Origin of the sequence: Shewanella sp. 10N.286.51.B2, assembly GCF_041469265.1 — a bacterium.
GTDB lineage: Bacteria > Pseudomonadota > Gammaproteobacteria > Enterobacterales > Shewanellaceae > Shewanella.
The window spans coordinates 16,858-40,274 of record NZ_JBFRKH010000029.1 but is presented as its reverse complement, the minus strand read 5'-3'; the positions used below and the strand labels follow the sequence as shown (position 1 = coordinate 40,274).

The window sequence follows — 23,417 nt, the reverse complement described above, 5'->3', positions numbered from 1 at the left end:
AACATCCCAATATACTGACTTATAAAATCCATTCATCAAACGGAATCGAACTATGACCCAAGAGCGTGAAGCGCATATCGAACTCCCCGTGCTGCCACTGCGAGATGTAGTGGTTTATCCCCATATGGTAATTCCGTTGTTCGTCGGACGAGAGAAATCTATTCGTTGTCTCGAATCGGCAATGGAACAAGACAAGCAAATTTTATTGGTCGCACAGCGAGAAGCTGATTTAGACGAGCCAACAAAAGAAGATATTTTCGACGTCGGTACCGTAGCCTCAATTTTGCAGTTATTAAAACTACCTGACGGGACCGTTAAAGTCTTAGTTGAAGGTGGTCAGCGTGCAAAAGTAACCGCTTACACCCAAGAAGATGAATTCTTTGTCGCGACAGCTGAATACTTAGCTTCTGAAGACTTAGCTGACAAAGAAGAAGAAGTCTTAGTCCGCAGTGCAATCAGTCAATTTGAAGGTTACATCAAGCTTAACAAGAAAATACCGCCTGAAGTGCTCACTTCATTAACCGGTATTGAAGAAGCAGCGCGCCTTGCTGACACCATGGCGGCGCATATGCCACTTAAGCTAGAAGACAAACAGTCTGTGCTTGAGATGATTAATGTTGGTGAGCGCCTTGAATACTTAATGGCGATGATGGAAGGCGAGATTGACTTATTACAAGTTGAAAAACGCATCCGTGGCCGCGTTAAGAAACAAATGGAAAAGAGTCAACGCGAATACTATTTGAATGAGCAAATGAAAGCCATTCAAAAAGAATTAGGCGATCTTGATGAAGGCCAAGATGAGTTTGAAGTATTAGCTCGGAAGATCACTGAGGCTAAAATGCCAGCAGAAGCCAAAGAAAAAGCCGAAGCTGAGTTAAACAAACTGAAGATGATGTCTCCAATGTCTGCAGAAGCGACTGTTGTCAGAAGCTATGTCGATTGGATGACCTCGGTACCTTGGAGTCAGCGTTCTAAAATTAAGCGTGATTTATCAAAAGCTGAAGCCATTCTTGATACCGATCACCATGGGCTTGAGAAGGTTAAAGAGCGCATTTTAGAGTATCTTGCGGTACAAAGCCGTGTTAAACAGCTTAAAGGGCCAATTCTTTGTCTAGTGGGCCCACCAGGTGTCGGTAAAACGTCACTCGGTCAGTCAATTGCAAAGGCGACAGGTCGTAAGTATGTGCGTGTTGCATTAGGTGGTGTGCGTGATGAAGCCGAGATCCGTGGTCATCGTCGTACTTATATTGGTTCTATGCCAGGTAAAGTCATTCAAAAAATGGCTAAAGTGGGCGTTAAAAACCCATTATTCCTATTAGATGAAATTGATAAAATGAGTTCTGATATGCGCGGCGATCCATCGTCAGCATTATTAGAAGTATTAGATCCTGAACAAAACTCAGCATTTAACGATCATTACCTTGAAGTGGATTATGACTTATCAGACGTAATGTTTGTCGCTACCTCAAACTCAATGGATATCCCTGGACCATTACTTGACCGTATGGAAGTGATCCGTTTATCGGGTTACACCGAAGATGAAAAGCTTAATATTGCTAAGAAGCATTTATTAACCAAACAGATTGAGCGTAATGGCTTAAAAGCGAGTGAGATAACCATAGAAGACAGTGCCATTATTGGCATGATCCGTTATTACACCCGTGAAGCTGGCGTGCGTTCATTAGAGCGTGAGCTGTCTAAAGTTTGTCGTAAAGTCGTAAAAATGATTTTGCTTGATAAGTCAGTGAAAACCGTTGTTGTGGATCAAGATAACCTGAAATCTTTCTTAGGTGTGCAGCGCTTTGATTACGGTAAAGCTGAATCTAACAATCAAATTGGTCAAGTTACTGGCCTTGCATGGACTCAAGTTGGTGGTGATTTACTGACCATTGAAGCCACTTCGGTGCCAGGTAAAGGCAAACTTGCTTATACCGGTTCGCTAGGTGACGTGATGCAAGAGTCAATTCAAGCTGCTATGACCGTTGTTAGAGGCCGCGCAGAGCAGTTGGGGATCAATAACGACTTTTATGAAAAGCGTGATATCCATGTTCATGTACCAGAAGGTGCAACGCCAAAAGATGGTCCTTCAGCAGGTGCGGCAATGTGTACTGCTTTAGTATCAAGTTTAACCGGCAACCCGGTTAAAAGTGACGTAGCGATGACGGGTGAAATTACCCTTCGTGGTGAAGTGTTACCAATTGGTGGCCTGAAAGAGAAACTGCTTGCGGCGCATCGCGGTGGGATAAAAGTTGTGCTTATTCCTAAAGAAAATGAGCGTGATTTAGAAGAAATTCCAGCAAATGTGATTGCTGATTTAAAGATCCACCCTGTAAGGTGGGTCGAGGAAGTCCTTGAATTGGCCTTAGAAAGACCTGTTAAAGGCTTCGAAGTGGTCAAAAAGTAACTAATCAGTAAGAAAACTTGCTAGTAACCCAAAAAAAATGAAAAAAGGGGCTTAACAAACACGAAAGCTGTGGTAGCCTAGATAAGTGGAGAGTCAGTTAGCACCAAACCCTTGGCGCATCTGACTTTGAGCTGTATCCAAGTACATTTTTTTTTTGGTTTTCCAACTAAGTTTGGTGTGGTATCAAACTTACGATAAAAAGCCTCCGTAGACCGTTCCAAAGACGGATTTGGTTGCGGCGCAAAAATAACATTCAAGGGGATGACATGAACAAATCTGAACTAATCGAGAAAATCGCTTCTGGTGCTGACATTTCTAAAGCAGGCGCTGGCCGTGCACTAGATTCTTTTATTGCTGCTGTTACTGAAGCGCTTAAAGAAGGCGATAAGATTTCTCTAGTTGGTTTTGGTACTTTTGAAGTACGTCAACGTGCAGAACGTACTGGCCGTAACCCACAAACGGGTGCAGAAATCAAAATTGCAGCAGCAAACATTCCTGCCTTCAAAGCTGGTAAAGCACTAAAAGACGCTGTTAACTAAATAGTTGGTATCGTTGCCTTTTGTAAGGCATTTGTAGAAAGCACTGTTTTAACAGTGCTTTTTGCGAAATAAAGTATCAGAATTAACTTTGTTTTTTTGATATTAGGAGAGATAAGGCATACCTCGGTAGCGTCTGAATACTCCGTCTAAATTACAAGAAGGCGCATCCGCAAAAGGTGCGCCTTTTTATTTTATTATGTCGCAACAAGCGAGAATTCAGATGTTAGAAAAAATTCGCGAAGGTTCACAGGGCGTTATAGCTAAAAGTATTTTAGTACTGGTGATCCTTTCGTTCGCATTTGCTGGTGTCAGTAGTTACCTAGGAACCTCGACAGATGTTCCAGCCGCAGTAGTTAATGGTGACGAAATCACAGCCAATGAATTAGAACAAGCATTCCAAAATGAACGTGGCCGTTTAGAACAACAACTAGGCGAAATGTTTGATGCCTTAGCTGCTGATGATAACTATATGAATGGTATCAAGCAGAATGTATTAGATCGTTTGATTTCAGATAAGCTAATTAGCCAAGCGGCTGAAGATTTGGGACTACGTGTTTCAGATGAGCAAATTAAACAAGCGATTCTGAATGAGCAAGCATTCCAAACCGATGGTGTATTTGATAATGACCGCTACTTAGCTGTACTACGTCAATTAGGTTATCAAACCACTAGCTTTAGAAATATGATGCGTGTTGATATGACTCGTCGTCAACTTTTAACCGCGCTAGTGGGAAGTGAGTTTGTTCTTGATGGTGAAGCAAAGCAATTAGCTGAAGTTCAAGGTCAAACCCGTGATATTCGTTATTTAGTTGTGGACTCTACACCTTTCTTAGCTTCTTCAACAGTTTCTGCTGAAGAGATTAAAGCCTATTACGAAAGTAACTTAATTCAGTTCATGAGCCAAGAAAAAGTTAGCTTAGAATATGTCGAGTTGGACGTTGCAGATCTGGCTAAAGGTATCGAAACGTCAGTTGATGATGCGCGTGCTTTTTATGAAGACAACCAACAACAATATCAAACGCCAGAAAAACGTTTAGCTGCACATATTTTATTTGCATCTGGCGATGATAGCGCCGATGAAGCAAAGGCCGAAGCTGCTTTAGCTAAATTACAAGCTGGTGAAGACTTTGCTGCCATTGCTAAATCAGATTCAGATGACCAATTTAGCGCAGAGCAGGGCGGTCAACTCGATTGGTTCGAACAAGGTGTAATGGATCCTGCATTTGACTCAGCTTTATTTGCACTTTCAACTGGTGAGTACTCACAAATTGTGAAGAGTGAATTTGGTTATCACATTATCAAGTTACTCGATGTGGAATCTGGTGCTGCAGCGCCGTTTGATGACGTGCAAGATAAAATCATCGCTGATCTTCAAAACAAAAAAGCGGTTGATGAATTTTATAGCTTACAAAGTGTTTTAGCCGATACCAGCTACGAAATACCTGACACTTTAGATGAAACAGCTAAAGCATTAGGAGTTGAGGTTCAATCAACAGCGTTATTTTCTCGTGATAATGCGCCTGTTAATTTAAATACTCCAGCTTTAATCAAAGCTGCATTTTCTGATGACGTTATTGGTAGCGGCATGAACAGTGAAGTGATTGAGTTAGCACCTAACCATGTGGTTGTGATTCGTTTACTGCAACATAAAGATGCTGGTACATTGCCATTAACTGAAGTATCTAGCAGCATTGAAGCACGTTTATTGCAAGATAAAGCGAACTTTGCCGCAAGTGAAAAAGCCAATGAATATTTAGCGCAATTAAAAGTAGGCACTGAAATCACTGAAGTTGCAGTAGCAACGAAAGAGAAGCTAGCACGATTTAATCAAGATATTGATCAAGCTATCTCGACTAAGGCATTTAAAATTGCAGCTCCAGATGCTGGTGCAAGCTCATTTGATACCGCTGCATTAGCTAATGGCTATGCGGTTATTGCTTTGGATAAAGTTAATGATGCAGAAGGTATTGATGCAAATATTGTTGAAAGTATTAAGCAACGTTTAGTACCTCAATACAGCGAAGCTGATTACCGTTCAGTTGTCGCAGCTTTAAAAGCAAAAGCAACAGTTGAATACCCAGTAGCTGAATAAGCTGATTGGAATTCACAAAAGCCAAGGTTCGCCTTGGCTTTTTTATGTCAAAATTTTGAGGTTCTTATAAGGATATTTATGAACTTAGCATTGTTTGATTTTGATGGAACTATTACAAGTAAAGATACTTACACGCCATTTATTTACTCAAGTGTACCTAAGTGGCGTTTAATCGTTTGTTATCCGATATTAATCCCTGTGATAGCCGCTTATAAATGGCAGCTCATTGGTGGGTCAAGAACGCGTAGCATCATTTCTAAGTTTGCTTTTTGGCAACAAGATGAGCAACACATTAAGGCCATCGGCGAAGATTATGCTACAAGTTTTGATCTACAAATCAAACCTCAAGCGCTAGCGCGTCTGCAATGGCATCAGATGCAAGGTGACACCATTGTTGTGGTTTCGGCATCACTTAATGTTTATTTAGCGCCATGGTGTCGCCAGCATGGATTTAAACTGATATGTGCAGAGCTAGAAAGTAAAAAGGGTAAACTGACCGGACGGTATATTAATGGTGACTGTAGCGGCGCTGCAAAATCAAATCGAGTTTTAGCTCAGTTTGACCTACAAGATTTTGATAAAGTGTATGCCTATGGTGATACAGAAGAAGATAAACCCATGCTAGAACTTGCTGATGTCAGTTATTACCGATGGCAAAAACTGACAGGCTAACGCCGTTATATAGTAAAAAACTAAGGTATGGCTTTACTGTTTACTAGTAAATCTAGCGGTTTATAAGCCAAACAACTTGTTGCAGTCATGGGACTAAAAATCGGACTTGTAAGTTGTGTTTATATGAAAGATAAGTCAGTTTTAAACTAAGAGGTCTAGTCAAAAATTGAAAGATTTACATGCTCAATTTGAAGTGCTGTTAAGCTATATCGATAATAATCTACCTGCAATTTCTGCGTTTGATGACAATCTCAACAGCCGCTTAGCGGCGATTGCAGGGGTTGCTGAAGTGCATTTTGGTGCGTTATTTTACAGTCTGTTTCATACTAAAGTGCAGGATTATATTCGTTTGCTAAAAAACCTTGAAGCGGCGCAGTTACTGGGTTTTGATAAAACTATTAGCTTAGATACTGTCGCGTTAAAAATGGGCTACCCGTCAACTGCGGCATTTATTACCGCGTTTACCGACAGCATTGGTCAAAGTCCGCAAAGCTTTCAACACTCGCCTAACTGGGGTAACTTTTTTGCCAAGCAGCAACCACTGAGTACCCTAGCAGAAGGGCATGAGCAGTTTTCTGCTGCTGAGGTTAATATTCAGGTATCGGATTTAACGACCATAGAGTTAGTGGTTATAGAGCATCGTGGACCCGCTTGTTATTTATCTCAATCGAAAAATGCCTTAAACGCATTTAGGCAAAAATATCACTTATCGCCCAGTACTAGTCGCACCTTTAATTTCGTTTATGATATGCCTTATCCGCAAATTAATGCCTTAACTGACGATCAATCCATGTTATCGCTGGATATTGGTGTGAGTGTCAATCAAGCGCAGCTTACTGAATTAGCGCCTGTTATTGCTGAGTTTGGTTGTTTTTCGAACAGGTCTGTGACTAAGGGGCGTTATGCTCAGTTTTATCATTTGGGTTCTGAAAAAGAGCTCAATAGCAAAATAAAATATCTTTATAGTCATTGGCTTGCTGCCAGTGATTGGACTTTAACGACCCAGCCGCTGATAATTGAACGCTTGGATGTGATTAAGAGTGAGGCTGTTGAAGCTGCTATTGCCGATGACAACCAAGAGCTTGTAGAGGTTAGAGTCTATTTAAAATTACAGTAACAGGTATCCGTATATGTTCACTGTAAGAAATTAACTCATCGTTTTATTGCGATACGAGCCGCATCATCTCGGCGCATAGCCAAGCCATGTAAGTTGCCCAAGCATAACCAAATACTGAGAACATGATCGCGATAGGTACCAGTGAGCGGTGAAATGCAATTGCCACCACAGGGGATGATGCCGCGCCGCCAATACAGCATTGACTTGCTAATGCCATATAAGCCACAGGTGCTTTCATCACTAGCCCAGCAATAATCACGAACAGGCTATGAATTGCTAACCATACAAAGCCGATGGCAAAGTAGATTGGAAAGTCATCAATCATGGTCAAGTCCATTCTAAGGCCCATACTAGCAATCAAAATATACAGCATGACAGTGGAGACCTTTGATGCACCGAATTGCTCAAGTTCACGCACTTTGGTATTTGAAAGTGCAATACTGATAGTGGTCACTATGATGACAATCCAAAAGAAATTTGAAGTCAGACTAAACTTTTCTGTTGCAGGGTAGTGGGCGGCAAAATATGGCGCCAGAATATCAGCCCCCATATGTGCTAATCCCGTCACGCCAAATGCCACACTGAATATTAATATGTAATCAGTTATGGTGATATTCTTGACCGTGTGAGCTTGCTGATATTCGCTTGTAGCGATTAACCGCTGATAATTGCTTGAGTCGGCACCCGTTTTTTTATCTATCGCAGCAGCATTATTGGCGCAGATTAATAAAAATGACATCCAAATCGCTGAGTAGACTACATTGACCGAAATCATAATCGCAAATAAGTTTTCTTTTACCTGATAGATTTCTTTCATGGCAAGTTGATTCGCTGTGCCACCAACCCAATTCCCTGCTAAGGTCGCCATTCCGCGCCAGGCAGCATCTTCACCTAGCCAATTAATAGATTCAGGCGCTATTTTCGCAAAAAGTATCAGAGTTAACGGGCCGCCAATAATAATGCCTAAGCTGGCAATTAAAAACAGCATGACAATTTTAGGGCCCAATAATAGAATGGATTTTATGTCTACACTGATAATTAGTAATGTTAAACAAGCGGGCATTAAATACTTTGAGGATATGTGGGGTAATTGACTTTGGGAAGCATCGACAATGTTTAAGGTATTTAAAAATGATGGCAACACATAAATCATGACCATAATGGGCACAAAACGGTAAAGTTGTTTCCAAAAGCTTTGTTTTAGCTTGCTAGTATAAAATACCAAACCAATAATCGCGGCCAACAAGCCAAAAATGACCGGATCTGCAGTAATCATAATTTATATTGGCAACCTTATTAGTTTATCGCTTTGTTATTGATTGCAGAATTGGATGAACTCTTCAAGTAACGGACTTAATGCTTCTTCATTACGCCAAATAGACCAGTAGTTTCGCTCGAAATCCCACTCTGGTAAATCTATTTCAATAAGTTGACCGCTGGCTATTTCTTCTTTTACAGCAAGGTAGGGCAGTACACTAACGCCAATGCCAGTACCAATAGCACGTTTTATCGCGCCCATAGTATTCATTGATAATTCTTGATGAATATTGATACTGGCACTTTTTAATAGCTGGGTATTACGTAGCCTCGACACCGAAATGGTTTCATCCATAACCCATAATTGTTGCGACAGCAATTCAGGGGTAATGGTTTCGCTTGCTATTGGATTGTTACTGCCGATGACGATACACAATCTATCTTTAAGCCACTGCTGATATTGTAAATTATTTAACCCAGGCTTGGCATCGACAAAACCTAAATCCAGTTCTTTTTCAGACACCATTTTCTCGATGGCTAAACTGTTGTTAATCACTAGTTTAATATCAACACAGGGGTGTTGTTGTTTAAATAATGGGATGATTCTTGAAAGAATATAGTTACCCGCAGTTTTACTACTGCCAACTTTGATGGTGCCACCGATGGCTGTTCGCTCAGTAAACATCTGCTCTAATTGATTACTTTTAGAAAGCATCTCATTGGCGTAAGGCAAAATAACTTCACCATTATCATTAATGGTTAAGCCGTTACTGCTTCTCTCAAACAGACGGGTGCCTAATGAACCTTCTAAATCCTTTAACGCCATACTGACAGCGGGGACTGACATATGTAATGTTTTGGCTGCTTTAGAGATCTGACCATTAATATGGATGGCTTTAAATATTGACAGTTGCTTGAGTGTGATTTTCATGTGCAAATTATTCTATGAATTCATCAATAGTATAACGAGTTGACAATATTACTCTGTAAATGCTAACGAGTTCAAGTTATTTGAAAAAGTCTTACCTTGTTAGCATAAACCCATCATTTATGATGGGTTTATCATATTTTATCAGCGAGACCTACATCGATATAAGTGCAGATATTAACGCGAAATAAAAATTGGACTTAGAAATCGTAGCGCACGCCTAGGGTAAATACATTATCATCTTCTAATTCAATCGTCGGGCCTGTGTTAGCAACCCGATATTCACCTTCATAGGTGGCGTAGTGGCCAAACACCATCGTTGATTTTGATAGACGGTAATCGGCACCGACTGTGAATGAGCTAATATCGACATCGGTCGCTTCCTTGTATTGCGCTGAAGAGACGTCATTATTTTTAAAATACTTACCAAAACCGGCCTTATCCTTGCCATATTCAGCTTTAAAGTTGATGCCACTCCAGTTATATATTGCGCTAATAAAGTAGGAATTACCTTCTTTATCACTATAGGTTTGGCTTTGGGTATTTTGTAATAAACCGCCTAGTTTAAGACTACCTATTTTGACTTGACCAACCCCGCGGTATGCGTCGACACCGCCAATGGTGTTATATGCCGCTGCAACATAATAACGTTGTTTTTTGAGTTTTTTATCACCAGCGGTGACGCTTAATGCGTACTGACTTTCGCCAGAGTCATAATTGTCATCCACTAAATAGGTCGCATTGACACTGACTAAATCGGCAATTTGTGGAGAATAGTATGTGATGCCATCGGCTTTCCTGTCTTGCCCAGCAATCATTCTATTGTAGGCGGCATTGGTTAATGCGAATGCTTCAGCAGTACCTTTTGAGGTTTTCATTACCGTATCATTACGACCGACAATGATGGTACCAAAGTCACTTTTTAACCCTAAGTAGGTGTTTCTTGGTTGAAATAAATCATCATCAGCTTCGTTGGTGGCAGCGTTAACTTGCACTTCAACATTGTAAATGATTTCAATGTTTTCAGTTATTTTCTCACTGCCTTTTACCCCTAAGCGAGAAAAGTTATTTTCTAGCACAGTGCCCGACTTTTGATTTTGTGTTGTGAAACCGTTATCAGATTCTGTTAGTGCCATTTCTAGACGGCCATAGAACTGCGGTGACTCAGCGAAAGCGGCAAAAGAACTTGCTGATAGAATTGATACAACAGTGAGTGAAACTAGTGACTTGTTCATCTTCATAATCATCTCTATTTTAAAATAATATTATCAATTGGTTACGCTGCTTTGGCTAATAAATAGATTCATTAGTAAACCTTAATATCATCAGTTTTGAGGAGGTCGCAGTGTATGTAAACCTGCTATACATAATAGGGTTGAACCACGGAGATAAATTCTAACTGGGTCACAGATGTTGTTATTTTGTAGCTGTTTAAGTTAATTTTAATGTGGTTTCATTAAAACTGAACCAAGTGACAATGTTGACTCATGTCTAAGTTTTACAATCTCTTTATGGGTACTCTTCGTCCAACAAAGCAAGTTGTGAAAATGATAATTAGAGGTATGAACCAATGAAACTTAAATATTTAGCTTCGGCAGTGGCAGTGATGATGCTTACTTCTGGCAGCGTAATGGCAAAAAATGACTTAGCGTCTTTCCATACTGAAATGGGTGACTGTCAAAGCTGTCACGTTGCAGAAAAAATGAAAGACATCAAGAAAAGCATGACTGATAGCCAAACTCATGAGAACGCCCAGTGTCAGGACTGTCATGGTGGTTATGCTGATTTAGTTAACGATGAACTTGCGTTTGACCCTCATGCATCTCATTTAGGTGATATCAACTGTACTTCTTGTCATACCGCCCATGCTAAACCTGAGTTGACTTGTAATAACTGTCATAACTTTGAAATAGAAATGCCATTTGCTGATTCAACAGCGAAGAAAAAGTGGGATGGCGATTGGAATCAAGAAAAAATCCAACAAGCGATTGATAAAGGCCCTGTAGAAACCGTTGATGTGATTGTTGTTGGTGGCGGTAGTGCTGGTTTCAACGCGGCGATTTCTGCAAAAATGGCTGGTGCTAACGTCGTTTTATTTGAAAAAGCACCTTACACTGGCGGTAACTCAATGCTGGCTGCAGGCGGTATGAACGCTGTCGGCACACCACAACAAAAAGCCAAAGGCATTGAAGACACTGTTGATTGGTATGCTGAAGATGCCATGAAAGGCGGTCGTTATCAAAATGACCCTAAACTTGTGCAAACTATGGCCGAAGAGTCTGCTGGCGCTGTAGCATGGCTTGAGTCTTTAGGTGCTGATATGTCAGAGCTTAAACGTTCAGGCGGCGCCAGAGCAGAGCGTACTCACGCCCCATCAGGTGGACGCTCTGTAGGTCCACACTTAATTGATACCTTGCGTAAAGCGGCAGTAGAACGTGATATTCCAGTTCGCGTTAACTCAAGAGTTGAAAAAATCGTCTTAAATGATGACCAATCAGTTGCTGGTGTGGTGGTTCATGGCCGTCATTCAGGCTACAACATGGTCGCTGCAGATTCTATTGTATTAGCGACAGGTGGTTATGGTATGAATAAGCAAATGGTTGCTTACTACCGCCCAACAATGAAAGACATGACCAGCTCTAACAACGTCACTGCAACGGGTGATGGTGTGCTACTTGCTAAAGAAATTGGCGCTTCAATGACAGATATTGATTGGGTTCAAGCGCATCCTACAGTGGGTAAAGATAGCCGTATTTTGATTTCTGAAACCGTTCGTGGTGTTGGTGCAATTATGGTTAATACTGATGGTAACCGTTTCATTAATGAACTAACGACTCGTGACCGTGCATCAGATGCAATCTTAAAGCAAAAAGATCAATATGCTTGGTTAGTGTTTGATGCGCAATTGGTTGAGAAAAAGAAAATGGTACGTGGTTACGAACATTTAGGTATGTTAAGTAAAGCCAACACCATTGAAGAACTGGCAAAAATCACCGGTATGGCTGATTTACCGAAAACTGCAGCGGATTACAACAAGTATAAAGCAGCAGGTAAAGATGATGCATTCGGCCGCGCCAATATGCCATTAAGCTTAAGCACGCCGCCATACTACGCTGTAAAAGTAGCTCCAGGTATTCACCATACTATGGGCGGGATCGCAATTGATACTGATACGAATATCTTGAACCTACAAAGCTGGAAAATGCCTGGTTTGTTTGCGGCTGGTGAGGTCACTGGTGGTGTTCATGGTTATAACCGTCTAGGCGGTAACGCAATCGCTGATACGGTAGTTTTTGGTCGTATAGCTGGTGAAAACGCCGCTAAGCACGCATTAAAAACAAAGTAACTATTAGTTAAATTTCATCATCCCTGCCAAAGGCCAAGTCTCATCAGCTTGGCCTTTTTTATTAATAAAGCCGCATTAATAAAATAAAGAGTCACTGTGCAGTTAACCAGATATAAAAAAGCCAAGTTATGATCACTTGGCTTTTCTTATTACCTTAGAGGATTAAAGGCTGATAACATCAAAAGTCACGTTTGGATTAACGTCAGCTTCATAGTCGATGCCAGCAATACCAAAACCAAACAGTTTTAAAAACTCTTCTTTGTATTCATTGTAATCAGTCAGTTCAGCAAGGTTTTCAGTGGTGACATCCGGCCATAAGTCACGGCAATGTTTTTGAATTTCTTCGCGTAACTCCCAATCATCTAAACGAAGACGATTTTCATCATCTGTTGGTGCCGCTTGATCATCAGCGCGATATAAACGCTCGCTGAACATACGGTAAATTTGGTCCATACAGCCTTCATGAACGCCTTCTTCACGCATTTTCTTAAATACCATCGCGATGTATAAAGGCATTACCGGGATAGCAGAGCTTGCTTGAGTGACAACACTCTTAAGCACAGCCACATTGGCAGAGCCGCCTGTTTTGGCTAACTTTTCATTAAGGCTATGAGCCGCACGGTCTAAATCCATTTTGGCTTTACCTAATGCGCCATGCCAGTAGATAGGCCAAGTGATCTCGGTGCCAATATAGCTGTAGGCCACGGTTTTACAATTATCCGCTAATACACCCGCATCACTTAAGGCGCTCATCCATAATTCCCAATCTTGACCGCCCATCACTGTCACGGTATCAGCAATTTCTTGCTCTGTTGCTGGCTCTACCGAGGTTTCGATGATGGTGTTTTTGTTGGTGTCTACCGCAGTTGCGGTATAAGTTTCACCGATAGGCTTAAGACTTGAGCGGATCACTTCACCGGTATCAGGCAATTTACGCACTGGAGAAGCTAAAGAGTAAACCACCATATCAATTTGACCTAAGTCTTGTTTGATAAGCTCAATGACTTTTTGTTTAGCTTCATGGCTAAATGCATCACAGTTAATGCTTTTTGAATATAAACCTTCAGCTTTAGCGAATTTATCAAAGTAGGCAGAGTTGTACCAACCGGCCGTACCTGGTTTGGTTTCTGTGCTTGGTTTTTCAAAGAAAACACCAATGGTGGCCGCATCACTACCGAACGCTGATGCAATACGAGAAGATAAGCCGTAGCCACTTGAAGAGCCAACCACTAAGACTTTTTTAGGGCCATTGGCAATTTTGCCTTTTGCTTTGGTTAATTCGATTTGTTCTTTGACGTTAGCTTCACAACCGATAGGATGAGTGGTTGTACAAATAAAGCCACGTGTTTTAGGTTTAATAATCATAATTTGGTTTCTTCCTTTAACAATCGCACTAGGATAAATAGTTAGGCGACGAATTGGCACTAGTTTTTATGTTTTTTGGCTAAATTACTCAGTGGTTGGAGCAGTTTAGCGTTTGGCTGTGAGTTGTGTTTGCTGCGATATTAAGCGGCGAGAGTATTCTTGTTGTGGGTGATTGAATAATTCTTCTGTGCTCGCTAGTTCAACTACGCTGCCATTTTTGAGCACCAGTACCTTGTCACTAAAATGACGTACAATGTTCAAATTGTGGGTCACAAAAATATACGATAGCCCCATTTCTTTTTGTAATTTTATCAGCAGATTAAGTATTTGAGAACGCACTGATAAATCTAATGAGGCAAGTGCTTCATCAGCGATAATGATTTTAGGGTTTAACATTAAAGCTCTAGCAACGGCTACACGTTGTTTTTGACCTTCAGAGACCATATGAGGATAGAAATTGGCATGTTCAGGTAGTAAGCCCACTTTTCTGAGTCTATCTGCCACCCGCACTTTTCGTTCCGCTGAATTCAATGTGGTGTTAAATCGTAATGGTTCTTCTAGTAGGCTACCAATGGTTAACCTCGGGTTTAATGAGGTGTTAGGGTCTTGAAAAATCATTCTAATTAAGCGGCTGCGCTGTTTGATATTTCGCGCCTCCAATGCTTCCCCTTCAAACAATATTTCTCCACCGCTGCGAGGCTCTGCGCCAACCAGTATTCGCGCTAAGGTACTTTTACCTGAGCTTACTTCACCGACAATAGCCAAGGTTTGTCCACGCTCAAGTTCAAATGATAGTGGTGACAGGGCTTGATTATATTGCGCTTTGAACCTTTTATAACCCGTAAAATAGCGTTTGCTTAGCTGGTTTACTTTAAGTAATGGAGTTGTCATCTTCTATCTCACTGTTATACGGGAAATGGCAGGCAAAATAGCGATCTTTTTCGTGGGCCAAACTGGGTTGGATAACACATGCTCTTTGGGCGTCAGGGCAGCGAGGACCCAGCCTGCACCCTGCAGGCAAATGCTGCAATGACGGCGAGGAACCTTGCAATGTTGGTAAATAGGCTTTGTGGCGTATTTGGCCTGCAAAGTCTGGCAGATTTTTGAATAATGCTTTGGTATAGGGGTGATAGGGTTGTTTGATTAATTCGTTAACGGGCCCCGACTCCATGATTTGTCCGCTGTATAAAATACTGATGCGATCGCACCATTTTGCTAAAGTTTCTAGTTCATGGCTGACTAGCAGTATAGAGACATTTTGAAGTTGGTTTAATTGAGCTAACAAACGAAATATTTGCGCTTGAGTACTTAATTCCATCGCATTCGTTGGTTCGTCGGCGATTAATAACTTAGGGTGGTTAGCTACTGCCATAGCAATCATTACCTTTTGGCAGGCACCTTCAGAAAGTTCCCAAGGGTAGCGCTTCATAATGGCTTTGGGCTTTTTAATTCCAACTTTATGAAGCCATTTTTGCGCGGTTAAATGAGTGTCTTTTGCTCTGCGCCAAAAAGGCACGGCTTTGTTTGGCGTGAGCGATTCAATTAACTGACTGCCGATAGTTTTTACCGGGTCTAAACTGCCAGAAGGGTCTTGGAAAATCATGGTCATATCACTGCCCATTAAGCTGCGACGTTGCTTTTTAGTCATTTCCAATAAATTTTTGCCATCCCACATCATGCGATCGGCAATGATGCGCCAGTTTGGGCCTAAAACGCCTAGTACCGCTTTGGCTAATAAGCTACGCCCAGAACCTGATTCACCAACTAAGCCATGAATTTCACCCGGATTAATGGTTAAACTGACTTTCTCAAGTACCTTCACTGTGCCTTGTGGGGTATCGAGTTCGATAGTGAGATTTCTGACATCAAGTAATGGCATGGGCTAGTTTCTTATCGGCGCGAGCGCCGAGCGTAATCCGTCACCCACCAAATTAATGGATAACACAGTAAATAGGATCGCCAAACCTGGAATGGTAATCGACCAAGGCGCAATTAATTGGCTGTTTAACCCTTGAAAAATCATCGCTCCCCACTCTGAGCTAGGGGCTTGTGCTCCAAGATTGAGAAAGCCTAAGGCGGCAATGTCTAATATCGCCACCGATATGGCAATGGTCGTTTGAATAATAACCACTTCCCAGACGTTTGGCATGATGACATACCAAAAGATTTGTATTTGACTGGCGCCATCAAGTTTAGCGGCAATAACGTATTCTTTTTGTAGCTCTTCATGTACTGCTTGGTGAATTGCCCGCACAAATTGCGGCGTTAAGGCTAAGCCTACTGCCCAAAATACATTTATTAACCCCGGACCGGTCACTGCGACAACCAAAATGGCGAGCAATAATGACGGAATTGATAATAAGGCATCGAGCAAATGACCTAAAATACTTGATTTTAACCCACGCATCATTCCTGAAAGGGAGCCAATAATAAAGCCGACGATTAAGGCGCAAAGCACCACAATTAATGACATGCCGAACGTTAATCTAACCCCATGCAATAAGCGGCTGAATAAGTCTCGGCCTAAATCATCGGTACCTAAAAAATGCGAAACATGTCCAAGGGCGTCCCATGATGGCGGTAATAATATGGCATCAGGATTTTGCATTTCTGGTGGGTAAGGAGCGAGTAGCGGCCCCAATACAACCAGTAGTAATAAAAATATTACCGCCCAAAGGCCTGCGACAGCAAATGGGTTACTAGCAAATGCTTTCCACAATTGCATCATAGGTGAAGCTATGTGTTCATCCTGATATATTTTAATTGCTGGCATACAGTTCTTTCCTATTAATAGGGTTAATAGTGGTATGCACTAAATCAATCATAATGCTTAAAAAGATAATCAGCAAAGAGACTGAAAGGATCCCTGCTTGAATCACGGTGTAATCTCGCTGATATATTCCTGCAATAAGCCATGATCCCACCCCTGGCCATGCAAAAATTACCTCGACAATAATGCCGTAACTGGCAAACGAGCCAAGCATTAAGCCAAAGGCTTTAAGAACTGGGATAAGCGCGTTAGGTAAGGCGTGTTTCATTAAAATACTATAGGTATTAAGGCCACGGGCTTCAGCAGCGCGAATATAGGTTTGGGTCATAACCGTCATCATTGCTTGACGTGTGATACGTATAACGACAGTAAAAGGTAATACCGCTAAGGTTACCGCAGGTAAAATGATGTGTAATAAGGCATCTTTAAATGCTGAGATCCGATAGGCTTCATGTGATAGCAAAGTATCGATCAGCATAAAACCTGTGACGGGTTCAATTTCATATAATAAATTGATTTGTCCAGAGATCGGCAACCACTCTAGCTTTACCCCAAACCATAATGACAAGGTTAATCCGAGCCAGAATACAGGTATAGAGTAACCGGTTAAGGTTAGGGCTAAAATACTGCGCTGGACTGACTTGCTTTCACTTAATGAGGACAATACGCCAAGTGGCACTCCAAAAAATATCGCTATCGTCCCAGCAAATAATGACAATTCAAAAGAGGCGGGTAACACGTTACTGAGCTCTGTGGCGACACTTTGTTGTGAGTTAACCGAAATCCCTAAATTGCCTGATAATCGCTCGGTTAAATAAGCGATAAATTGACTAAGCTGGTTACTATCAAGCTTAAAGTCTGCAACGGTTTGTGCTTGTTGCTCACTGCTAGGGAACTGTATCCCAGTTAAGGCGTAGCTTTTTTCAACTGGAAACATACCGGTGGCAAAAAACAGTACCGCAATCATAACCAATGAAGTGGCAAAAAATAAATTAATTCGTCTTAGAAAATAACGCCACATTAAGGTTTTTTCTCCGCAGTTTTTAGTTCGATATTAGAGAAAGCCATTCCACCATAGGGGTTAACATCTTTAGTTGATACTGAAATGTTTTTTAGGATCAATTTTTGTCCATGGGCAATATTAACCAAGGGAACTTGCTGATGAATGAGCTGTTCAGCTTGCTGATATAGCGCCTTTCTTGTGGTTTTTATTGGCGTAGCTTTAGCTTGTGCAAGTATTGCGTCCAATTCAGCTGAACACCATTTAGAACGGTTATTATTTGATTCTAGGGCTGAGCAACTGAGTAGTGGGGTAAAGAAATTATCAGGATCGGTATTGTCAGCATTCCAACCAATTAATACTGAATCATAATCTTGGCTAATTAATTTTTGCGTAAACACGCTCCAGTCATAACTGACAATATTCACTTTAACCCCAATGTTGGCTAAGTCGGCCTGAATCAGCTCTGCGGTCTTGAGGGCGTTTGGATTATAAATTCGCACCACTGGCATCGCCCAAATATCAAAGGTTAAGTTATTAACCCCTGATTCTTCTAACAGCCTTTTAGCTTTCTCAGGATCAAAATCATTAGGGTCGGATGAGTCTGAATAAGCCCATGATCCTGGCGGCAGCATTCCGGTCGCTTCTACAGCGGTGTCATGGTAAACCACATTAAGGATATTTTTCTTATCAATGGCATGGGCAAGGGCAAGTCGAACTCGCACATCGTCTAGAGGAGGCTTTTGAGTGTTAAATGCCCAAAAACCGACGTTTAACCCCGGTTTAGTGTTAACTTTTAAGTGTTTATGCTGTTTAATTACTGCAAGTTCATTTGCCTTTGGCAGGGCAGACACATGGCAATCTTTAGTGATGATTTTAGCCAGTCTAGACTCACTTTTAGGTGTGATATCAAAAACTAACAGGTCAATTTTAGCCGCTTTACTCCAATATGCGGTATTGCGTTTATAGCGAATAAAATCATTTTTGACATAATCTGCGAGGTAAAAAGGCCCTGTGCCGATGGCGAAGTAATCGATATTTTCAGGGGTACCTGCCTGCCATTGTTGCTCGCCATATTCGGCAGAAAGAATAACGGCAAAATCAGTGGCCAAATTAGCTAAAAATGATGCATCAGGTTGGGTTAAGTGGAATACCACTTCATAATCGTTTACTTTTTCGACTCGACTCACTAAGTTGGAAAAATCAATACTTTGGAAAAATGGATAGCCAGTTCTGCTCACTGAGTGAAAAGGATGCGCGGGATTAATGATGCGATTAAATGAGAATAGTACATCATCGGCATTAAAATTTCTTGAAGGTTTGAACAAATTATTGTGCTGGAACTGTACGCCTTTACGCAACACAAAGTGATAACGTAAGCCATCATCGGATATGCGCCACTGGGTTGCCAGCGCAGCCATAAAATCAGATGAGTCATTGTTATAGTCAATTAGGCGGTTGTATAACTGATTAGAACTGGCATCAATAGTGGTACCAGAAGTGACCAATTGCGGATTAAAGGTTTCAGGATTGCCCTCAGAGCAATACACAATACCTGATGGGACATTGAGTTCACCACAACCTGTTACTAAAAAACTTAGCAAGCAGAGTAATGCAGCAGGTTTAAAGCGTTTTAATGTCTCACGCATTTTTTCATCATATTATTTAGGTACTGAATAAGTATTTTAGCAGTGTTAATAACTTAGGAGCAAATATCCTATTAAGACTTTTCAAGTAAATTATACTTTTTCAAAATGCCCCGCAGTTGGTGGTAGCTTAAACCTAATATTTCAGCGGTTTTCTTTTGATTATATTGGCTTTGGGCTAAGGCACTTTTTAGCAGGTTAATCTCATAGTTTTCAGTATGCTCTTTAAAGTCTAATGGGAAGCGAATATCTCTGTCTGTTGCACTGGTGCTAACTGATGATGCTTCATTTTCAGTGGAGTCATCGGTTACTGGAACCGCGACTGAAGTATCGGGAGCTTGATGCTCTGTTTGCTGCCTTTCACGAGTTTTGATTCTTGATGTTGGTCGATAAGGAGAGGCAAAAGGATCGACAATAATGTGGTCAATTTCTTCACCTTCAGATCCTCGACGATAGACGCTGCGTTCGACCACGTTTTTAAGTTCGCGGATATTACCTGGCCAGCGATATGACATGAGTTGCTCTATAGCTACTGGACTAAAACCGCCAAAATAATCTAAATTCAGTTGCCTTGCCATGCTCACGGCAAAATGCTCTGCTAAAGGCATAATGTCTTCTGTGCGGCTACGAAGGGGCGGTAGGGTGATAACATCAAAGGCTAACCTATCCAGTAAATCAGCCCTAAATTCACCATTTTCAGCTAATGAAGGTAAGTCCTCATTGGCAGCACAAATTAACCTTACATTGGTATTAACTGTTTTACTGCCACCCACTCGTTCGAATTCACCGTATTCGATGACACGTAACAGTTTCTCTTGAATTAATCCTGAGGTATTGGCCAGCTCATCTAAAAATAAGGTGCCTTCATCGGCGCGTTCGAAGCGACCTTCATGTTTGCCTTTCGCGCCCGTAAACGCACCAGACTCGTGGCCAAACAGTTCGCTTTCAAGTAATGATTCACTTAATGAAGAGCAGTTTAATTTAATAAACTCTTTATCCCAACGGCCTGATAAATAGTGTAACCGCTCGGCGATCAATTCTTTACCTGTGCCGCGTTCACCAATAATTAATACCGGCTTAGAAAGTGGGGCAACTTTAGAAACATGTTCTAATACCTCTAACAAAGCATTAGATTGTCCGATAAGATTGTCTTGCTCAAATTGTTTAGTCACTGTAATTTTTAGTCTATTACGCTAACAAGTGGTGAAAATCATAATAGTGGGCTGCGGCATTAAAAGAAAGAAAAAGTTAATATTTTGGTTATGATGTTGAATTGTCTGGTTTTTTAAAAGTTGGCACAACTCGTGAATAGTAAACTTCGACATTAACAATATTTTTGAGGGACACATTATGGGAATCTTCTCACGCTTTGCAGATATCATTAATTCGAACATCAGTGCTTTACTTGATAAAGCTGAAGATCCAGAAAAAATGGTACGCCTGATCATTCAGGAAATGGAAGACACGTTAGTTGAAGTACGCTCTACTTCTGCAAAAGTATTAGCAGAAAAGAAAGAATTACTAAGACGCATTAGCCGAGTTCAAGAGCAAGTGATTGATTGGCAAGCTAAAGCTGAATTAGCTTTATCGAAAGATAGAGAAGACTTAGCAAAAGCTGCGCTAATTGAAAAACAAAAAACGGTTTCATTATTAGAAACCCTTGAGATGGAACTTCAAGTAGTAGAAGAGCACATTGCTCGTCTTAAAAACGAAGTTGAACAGTTACAAGAAAAACTGAATGATGCCAGAGCACGCCAAAAAACCATTATTATCCGCAAGCAAACTGCCACTTCACGTTTAGAAGTTAAAAAGCAGCTTGATTCAAGTAAAATTGATGATGCGATGGTGAAGTTTGAGCAATATGAGCGTCGCGTTGAAGGTTTAGAGTCACAAGTTGAAGCTTATGATATTGGTAAAAAGGGTAGCCTTGCTGATGAGTTTGCGGCACTTGAAGCTGAAGATTCAGTCAATGACGAACTTGAAGCATTAAAAGCGAAAGTGAAAGCTAAATCGCAACCTAAATCAAAAACTAAATCAGACAAGTAAACTTTTTCAGAGGTGAGTTATGGATATGGATCTTCTTATTGCCCCAATCATTATATTTTTAGTTATTGTGGCACCTATTTGGTTGATTCTTCATTATCGCAGTAAGCGACAAGTGAGTCAGGGGCTCACTGAAGAAGAGTTTACACAATTGAATGAATTAATTGCCCAAGCTGAAAAAATGGGCCGACGTATTGAAACATTGGAAGCTATTTTAGATACGGAAGCGCCAGAGTGGAGGGGGAAAGATGAGCACAGCTAACGGTCGCACATTATACCGCATCCCATCATCAGGCAAAATTTCTGGGGTATGTGCAGGGATTGCAGACTTTTTTAATCTTGAAACCTGGTTAGTCAGAGTGGTCGTAGTCTCAATATTTTTATTGGGTGGTTCTGGGCCTGTGTTTATTATCTATGTCGCCTTATGGATGATATTAGATATTAAGCCTGAAGATACAACACATGCCAAAGGCCACAAAGATATTGAAGTGAAGAAAAAGGTTTGGCAGGCAGGAGAGCCGGCAAAACGTGCCTTACATGATGTAAATAGTCAGTTTTATGCACTTGAAATTAGACTGCAACGACTTGAGCGCCATGTCACTTCCGATAATTTTGATTTGAAAAGAGAAATTAATAATCTTTAACTCGATTCAGACGACTATCTTCATATAATTCCAATGGGCGGTTTACCGCCCTTGTGTTTTTTTAGCAAAGACTTGATTATCAGTACTTGAAAATATTTTTCATCCCTATTTTGCTTATTCCTTAATTTGAGATTAACTATGAGCTTTATTGATCGTTCAATTAATAAAATTTCCCAAAAAACTCATCAATTAGTTCATCGCTCAACCGATCGGCATGTTCGTTTAGCCGTGACCGGTTTATCAGGGGCGGGTAAAACCGCCTTTATAACAGGGCTGGTTAATCAAATGCTCCATGCTGGGCTGCAATCAGAAAAAAGCCAAACTCAAAACCCATTGCCTTTGTGGCAAGTGTGCCGTGAAAATCGTTTGATAGGCATTAAACGCGCCATGCAACCTGATTTAGCCATTGCCAGTTTTGACTATAAAGGAGCGATGACATCATTAACCCAGTCGCCTGCAACTTGGCCTGCATCAACCCGTAATATCTCTGAGTTAAGGCTAGCGATTAAATATCGTCCTCAAAAGGGCATATTGGCAAAACTTGCTGATACTGCCACCTTGTATGTGGATATTGTTGATTACCCAGGTGAGTGGTTATTGGATTTACCAATGATGAAGCAAAACTTCATCCAGTGGTGTGAGTCACAAATTGACGTTAAGCACCGATTAGCTGCCTCAAGCTATTATCCGCAGTTTGTTAGTGTATTAGCTAACATCAATTTATCAGAAACTGCTGATGAGCATAAGTTAAAGCAGATTGCAGACTTGTACCAAACATTACTGGTCGACTTGGTTAACAACCAAGGCTTTTATCTTGCACAGCCTGGTCGAATGCTATTACCTGGAGAGTTTGCCGATACCCCTTTATTGGCCTTTTTCCCACTCATAAATCTCAGTAATGATGAATTAGCCAATTTAGAAAACGCTGCTGACTCTAGCTATTACCAAGTGCTAAAGCGTCGCTATGAAGAGTATGTTTCAGTGGTGGTTAAGCCGTTTTATCGGGATTATTTTGCTAGTTTTGATCGTCAATTGGTGCTGGTGGATTGCTTTAATGGCCTAAACAGCGGTAAAGCACAATTTGAGGATATGGGTAATGCACTCAATAGTATTGTCGAAAGCTTTCATTTTGGACAATCGAGTTTATTAAGGCGTTTGTTCTCACCTAAAATTGATAAGTTACTGTTTGCCGCCAGTAAGGTTGACAGGGTTACTCGTGATCAACAGAGCCATGTATTAAGTTTATTGACCGATATGCTAAAACACAGTCAGCACTTTGCTAACTATGAAGGCTGCGAAGTCGAAACGATGGCCATTAGCGCCATCAAAGCCACACAGCATGGCATGGTATCAACAACCAGTGGCGAGCAAGAAGTGGTCAGAGGCATAGATAAAAATCAGCAAATGCTCACCATATTTCCAGGCGAAGTGCCTCAGCGGTTACCCCAAGATAGCTTTTGGGACAAGCAAGGCTTTAATTTCGTGTCTTTTAACCCGCCTCGATTACCACAATCATCGATGTCCGACCCTCGTTTTGAGCATATTCGCTTAGATCATCTTTTACAGTTTTTGCTGGGGGATAAGTTGCAATAAT

Annotated in this window: 20 protein-coding genes; 10 read left to right on the top strand and 10 right to left on the bottom strand. The window is 41.1% G+C overall.

From position 1 onward, the window contains the following. Positions 1-52: 52 nt before the first annotated feature. The 5 genes from lon (at position 53) to AB4140_RS08175 (ending at position 6,824) form a co-directional block, all read left to right on the top strand. Positions 53-2,404, top strand: coding sequence for an endopeptidase La (gene lon, locus AB4140_RS08195; RefSeq protein ID WP_102440518.1), 2,352 nt, complete (start codon positions 53-55; stop codon positions 2,402-2,404). A 266-nt stretch (positions 2,405-2,670) separates the two neighbouring features. Continuing rightward, positions 2,671-2,943, top strand: coding sequence for an HU family DNA-binding protein (locus AB4140_RS08190; protein ID WP_076536981.1), 273 nt, complete (start codon positions 2,671-2,673; stop codon positions 2,941-2,943). A 220-nt stretch (positions 2,944-3,163) separates the two neighbouring features. Continuing rightward, entirely contained in the window at positions 3,164-5,035 is a 1,872-nt protein-coding gene (locus AB4140_RS08185; protein WP_372000521.1) for a SurA N-terminal domain-containing protein, read from the top strand. 78 nt (positions 5,036-5,113) lie between these two features. Then, the gene (locus tag AB4140_RS08180; protein WP_102440519.1) at positions 5,114-5,707 is read left to right on the top strand and encodes an HAD-IB family hydrolase; all 594 of its coding nucleotides are present in this window, start codon (positions 5,114-5,116) and stop codon (positions 5,705-5,707) included. A gap of 166 nt (positions 5,708-5,873) precedes the next feature. After that, the gene (locus AB4140_RS08175; RefSeq protein ID WP_372000519.1) at positions 5,874-6,824 is read left to right on the top strand and encodes a GyrI-like domain-containing protein; all 951 of its coding nucleotides are present in this window, start codon (positions 5,874-5,876) and stop codon (positions 6,822-6,824) included. A 43-nt stretch (positions 6,825-6,867) separates the two neighbouring features. On the opposite strand, the gene AB4140_RS08170 is transcribed toward AB4140_RS08175, so the two are convergent. The 3 genes from AB4140_RS08170 to AB4140_RS08160 form a co-directional block, all read right to left on the bottom strand. Beyond that, positions 6,868-8,100: a DUF819 domain-containing protein gene (locus tag AB4140_RS08170; RefSeq protein WP_372000517.1), complete on the bottom strand. Its 1,233-nt coding sequence runs from the start codon at positions 8,098-8,100 to the stop codon at positions 6,868-6,870. A gap of 36 nt (positions 8,101-8,136) precedes the next feature. Beyond that, positions 8,137-9,012 (bottom strand): LysR family transcriptional regulator, encoded by an 876-nt coding sequence (locus AB4140_RS08165; RefSeq protein ID WP_102440522.1) that lies wholly within the window; start codon positions 9,010-9,012, stop codon positions 8,137-8,139. Positions 9,013-9,209: 197 nt separating this feature from the next. Continuing rightward, complete coding sequence (locus AB4140_RS08160; protein WP_372000515.1) at positions 9,210-10,250, bottom strand: porin; 1,041 nt, start codon at positions 10,248-10,250, stop codon at positions 9,210-9,212. A gap of 329 nt (positions 10,251-10,579) precedes the next feature. Here AB4140_RS08160 and AB4140_RS08155 point away from each other — a divergent pair, with 329 nt between their 5' ends. Next, the gene (locus AB4140_RS08155) at positions 10,580-12,355 is read left to right on the top strand and encodes a flavocytochrome c (RefSeq protein WP_372000513.1); all 1,776 of its coding nucleotides are present in this window, start codon (positions 10,580-10,582) and stop codon (positions 12,353-12,355) included. 162 nt (positions 12,356-12,517) lie between these two features. Here AB4140_RS08155 and fabV read toward each other — a convergent pair whose 3' ends face one another. The 7 genes from fabV to pspF all read right to left on the bottom strand — a co-directional run bounded on the left by fabV (position 12,518) and on the right by pspF (position 20,308). Next, complete coding sequence (gene fabV, locus AB4140_RS08150) at positions 12,518-13,720, bottom strand: enoyl-ACP reductase FabV (RefSeq protein WP_372000511.1); 1,203 nt, start codon at positions 13,718-13,720, stop codon at positions 12,518-12,520. 105 nt (positions 13,721-13,825) lie between these two features. Beyond that, positions 13,826-14,611 (bottom strand): ATP-binding cassette domain-containing protein, encoded by a 786-nt coding sequence (locus AB4140_RS08145; RefSeq protein WP_102476351.1) that lies wholly within the window; start codon positions 14,609-14,611, stop codon positions 13,826-13,828. Then, positions 14,592-15,599 (bottom strand): oligopeptide/dipeptide ABC transporter ATP-binding protein, encoded by a 1,008-nt coding sequence (locus AB4140_RS08140; RefSeq protein WP_102440527.1) that lies wholly within the window; start codon positions 15,597-15,599, stop codon positions 14,592-14,594. Before AB4140_RS08140 ends, AB4140_RS08145 begins: the two co-directional genes overlap by 20 nt. A 3-nt stretch (positions 15,600-15,602) precedes the next feature. Continuing rightward, positions 15,603-16,493: an ABC transporter permease subunit gene (locus AB4140_RS08135; protein WP_102440528.1), complete on the bottom strand. Its 891-nt coding sequence runs from the start codon at positions 16,491-16,493 to the stop codon at positions 15,603-15,605. Then, the gene (locus AB4140_RS08130) at positions 16,480-17,511 is read right to left on the bottom strand and encodes an ABC transporter permease subunit (protein WP_102476349.1); all 1,032 of its coding nucleotides are present in this window, start codon (positions 17,509-17,511) and stop codon (positions 16,480-16,482) included. Before AB4140_RS08130 ends, AB4140_RS08135 begins: the two co-directional genes overlap by 14 nt. Further along, entirely contained in the window at positions 17,511-19,139 is a 1,629-nt protein-coding gene (locus AB4140_RS08125) for an ABC transporter substrate-binding protein (protein ID WP_372000508.1), read from the bottom strand. The genes AB4140_RS08130 and AB4140_RS08125 overlap by 1 nt, the downstream gene beginning before the upstream one ends. A gap of 71 nt (positions 19,140-19,210) precedes the next feature. Beyond that, complete coding sequence (pspF, locus tag AB4140_RS08120) at positions 19,211-20,308, bottom strand: phage shock protein operon transcriptional activator (RefSeq protein ID WP_102440531.1); 1,098 nt, start codon at positions 20,306-20,308, stop codon at positions 19,211-19,213. A gap of 178 nt (positions 20,309-20,486) precedes the next feature. On the opposite strand from pspF, the gene pspA reads away from it, so the two are divergent. From pspA to AB4140_RS08100, 4 genes are all read left to right on the top strand, one after another. Further along, entirely contained in the window at positions 20,487-21,182 is a 696-nt protein-coding gene (pspA, locus tag AB4140_RS08115) for a phage shock protein PspA (RefSeq protein ID WP_372000506.1), read from the top strand. Positions 21,183-21,201: 19 nt separating this feature from the next. Continuing rightward, positions 21,202-21,441: an envelope stress response membrane protein PspB gene (pspB, locus tag AB4140_RS08110; protein ID WP_102440532.1), complete on the top strand. Its 240-nt coding sequence runs from the start codon at positions 21,202-21,204 to the stop codon at positions 21,439-21,441. Next, on the top strand, positions 21,428-21,823 hold the full coding sequence (gene pspC / locus AB4140_RS08105; protein ID WP_076536947.1) for an envelope stress response membrane protein PspC: 396 nt from the start codon (positions 21,428-21,430) through the stop codon (positions 21,821-21,823). Before pspB ends, pspC begins: the two co-directional genes overlap by 14 nt. A gap of 138 nt (positions 21,824-21,961) precedes the next feature. Then, positions 21,962-23,416, top strand: a complete 1,455-nt coding sequence (locus AB4140_RS08100) for a YcjX family protein (RefSeq protein ID WP_102440533.1) — start codon at positions 21,962-21,964, stop codon at positions 23,414-23,416. The last annotated feature ends 1 nt before the right edge of the window (position 23,417 follow it).